Origin of the sequence: Roseateles sp., assembly GCF_044373315.1 — a bacterium.
GTDB lineage: Bacteria > Pseudomonadota > Gammaproteobacteria > Burkholderiales > Burkholderiaceae_C > JACDQM01.
In genome coordinates this window covers 1-2,583 of the sequence record NZ_JBILQK010000218.1, presented here as the reverse complement: position 1 = coordinate 2,583, position 2,583 = coordinate 1, and the positions used below count along the sequence as shown (strand labels likewise).

The 2,583-nt window shown below is 68.4% G+C and carries 4 protein-coding genes; all 4 read left to right on the top strand.

Annotated features, from left to right (window positions below):
* Positions 1–944: GTP 3',8-cyclase MoaA (gene moaA / locus ACIQ67_RS20660; RefSeq protein WP_397536251.1), on the top strand; the 944-nt coding region annotated here is incomplete at its 5' end.
* A gap of 7 nt (positions 945–951) precedes the next feature.
* The gene (locus ACIQ67_RS20655; RefSeq protein ID WP_397536250.1) at positions 952–1,320 is read left to right on the top strand and encodes a hypothetical protein; all 369 of its coding nucleotides are present in this window, start codon (positions 952–954) and stop codon (positions 1,318–1,320) included.
* Entirely contained in the window at positions 1,307–1,903 is a 597-nt protein-coding gene (gene mobA / locus ACIQ67_RS20650) for a molybdenum cofactor guanylyltransferase MobA (protein ID WP_397536249.1), read from the top strand. Before ACIQ67_RS20655 ends, mobA begins: the two co-directional genes overlap by 14 nt.
* Positions 1,903–2,481 (top strand): GNAT family N-acetyltransferase, encoded by a 579-nt coding sequence (locus ACIQ67_RS20645; protein WP_397536248.1) that lies wholly within the window; start codon positions 1,903–1,905, stop codon positions 2,479–2,481. Before mobA ends, ACIQ67_RS20645 begins: the two co-directional genes overlap by 1 nt.
* Positions 2,482–2,583: the final 102 nt, after the last annotated feature.

The window sequence follows — 2,583 nt, the reverse complement described above, 5'->3', positions numbered from 1 at the left end:
ATCACCAGTTCCTGCCGCAGGCGGATCTGCTGAGCTTCGAGGAGATCACGCGGCTGGCGAGCATCTTCGCTGCGCACGGCGTTCGCAAGCTGCGCCTGACCGGGGGCGAGCCCCTTCTGCGCCGCCACCTGGAACGCCTGATCGAGATGCTAGCCGCGCTGCGCACACCCGAGGGCGAGCCGCTGGACCTGACGTTGACCACCAACGGCTCGCTGCTGGCCAAGAAGGCGCAGGCGCTGAAGGACGCCGGGCTGCAGCGCATCACCGTCAGCCTGGACGGCCTGGACGATGCTGTGTTCCAGCGCATGAACGATGTGGGCTTCCCGGTGGCCGAGGTACTGAAGGGAATTGAGACCGCGCAGGCCGTGGGCCTGGGACCGATCAAGGTGAACATGGTCGTCAAGCGCGGCGTCAACGAAGACCAGATCCTGCCGATGGCGCGCTACTTCCGTGACAACTACGGCGGCAGCGTGGTGCTGCGTTTCATCGAGTACATGGATGTGGGCGCCACCAATGGCTGGCGCATGGATGAGGTGCTGCCCTCGCGCGAGCTGCTGGACCTTCTGCGCCAGGACTTCGAGCTGGTTCAGCTCGACGCCAGCGCGCCCGGCGAGACCGCCGAGCGCTGGGGCTATGCCGACGGGCGCGGCGAGATCGGCCTGATCTCCAGCGTCACCCAGGCCTTCTGCGGCGACTGCAACCGCGCCCGTCTGTCCACTGAAGGCAAGCTCTACACCTGCCTGTTCGCGCACCAGGGCCATGACCTGCGCGCGCTGCTGCGGCCGGCCGCGGGTGCTGCCATCAGCGATGCGCAGATCGGCGCCGCGCTGGCCGAGCTCTGGGGCCGCCGCGACGACCGATATTCGCAGCTGCGCGCCGCCGAGACGCCGTCGACCGGCAGCCCTGCGCCAAGGCGCATCGAAATGCACTACATCGGAGGCTGAAGCCGCGATGACCGCCCATCCCGAGACACCGCAGGCCAGCGCCACGCAGCCGCTCGGCGACGCGCTGACGCGCTGGTTCACCGTCCAGGTACGTCGGCGCTTGATGCTCGCCCTCGCGGCCAGCTTTGCCCTGCCCTATCTGATCGGCGAGTTCTTCAAGCAATTCGTCCAGCCCGGCCTACACAACGATGCGGTGCGCGGCCAGATGCTGATCGACTTCATCGTCATTGGCGCCATACTGTTTTCGCTGACGCTGGTGCTGACTTGGCTGATCGGCAGCTGGATCACCGCGGTGATGAAGGGGCCGCGCGTCGAAGCCGATGCCTTTCCGGTCGACTCGCCGCGCGTGCACTCCGACAAAGATGATCGCGCCTGAGTCCATCACCGGCCTGGTGCTGGCTGGCGGGCGCGGCAGCCGCATGGGCGGCGTCGACAAAGGCCTGCAGCTGCTGCGCGGCCAGCCGCTGGTGGCCCATGCGCTGGCACGCCTGGCGCCGCAGGTGGGGCCGCTGCTGATCAATGCCAACCGGCACCTGGACGACTACGCCGCTTTCGGTCACCCGGTGCTGCCCGATGCCGATGGCGAGTTCAACGGCCCGCTGGCCGGCCTGCTGGCTGGGCTGCAAGCCTGCCACACGCCCTGGCTGCTGGCGGTGCCCTGCGATTCGCCGCTGCTCCCGGTCGATCTGGCGGCGCGGCTGGGCGCTGCGGCCGAAGCCGATGCGGCGGACCTGGCCCTGCCGCTCGCGGGTGAACCGCCGCAGTTGCAGCCCGTCTTCTGCCTGCTGCGCCGCAGCCTGGCCGCGCCGCTGGCTGACTATCTGGCTCAGGGCGGCCGCAAGCTGGAAACCTGGATGCGCGCGCAGGCCCATGTGATCGTGCCCTTCGATCAGGCAGGCGATGTGCCAGCCTTCTTCAACGCCAACACGCTGGCCGAACTGAGCCAGCTCGAACCCTGATGGAGTTTTCAGCGACCCCGCCCGGCATCCGCCTGCACCTGATGCAGGAGCGCGATCTGGTGGCCTACAAGCAGCTTCGCGACACGATGATCGCCGCGCATGAGGACTCGTTCACCTCCGACGCCGCAACCGAGCGCCAGCGCAGCGCCGACAGCTACCGCAGCCGGCTAGGACGCGCGGATGACGGTGGCCAGGCGGGCGCCAGCAGCCCCTGTCTGTTCACGCTGTGCGCCTGGCAGGGGCCGCGCCTGGTGGGCGCCGTCAGCTGCGAAGGCGAAGCGCGCAGCAAGCTGCGCCATACCGTGCACCTGATCGGCATGATGGTGGCCGACGACTGCATGGGGCAAGGCATCGGCCTGGCGCTGCTGGAATCCACGCTGCGCCTGCTGCGCGCTGACGACGAGCTGGAGCAGGTGCTGCTGACCGTCACCAGCAGCAACACCGGTGCCGTGCGCCTGTATCGCCGCGTCGGCTTCGAGCGCTACGGACAGCTGCCGCAGGCGCTGAAGTGCCTCGATGGCCGCTACCTCGACAAGGACCTGATGCGGCTGAACTTGCGCTCAAGCCCGAGGGGCTGAGTCAGGCAGCCCCGCATCGGCATGCAGATCGCCGCTGCGGCGCTTGAACTGCGCCTTGGCCGCATACATCCGTGCATCAGCAGCAGCGATGGCTTCCTGCAA

Bases quoted from the DNA above. Each gene is read 5' to 3' on its own strand.
- ACIQ67_RS20655 (WP_397536250.1), top strand. From the start codon at position 952: ATGACCGCCCATCCCGAGACACCGCAGGCCAGCGCCACGCAGCCGCTC.
- ACIQ67_RS20645 (WP_397536248.1), top strand. From the start codon at position 1,903: ATGGAGTTTTCAGCGACCCCGCCCGGCATCCGCCTGCACCTGATGCAG.
- mobA (WP_397536249.1), top strand. From the start codon at position 1,307: ATGATCGCGCCTGAGTCCATCACCGGCCTGGTGCTGGCTGGCGGGCGC.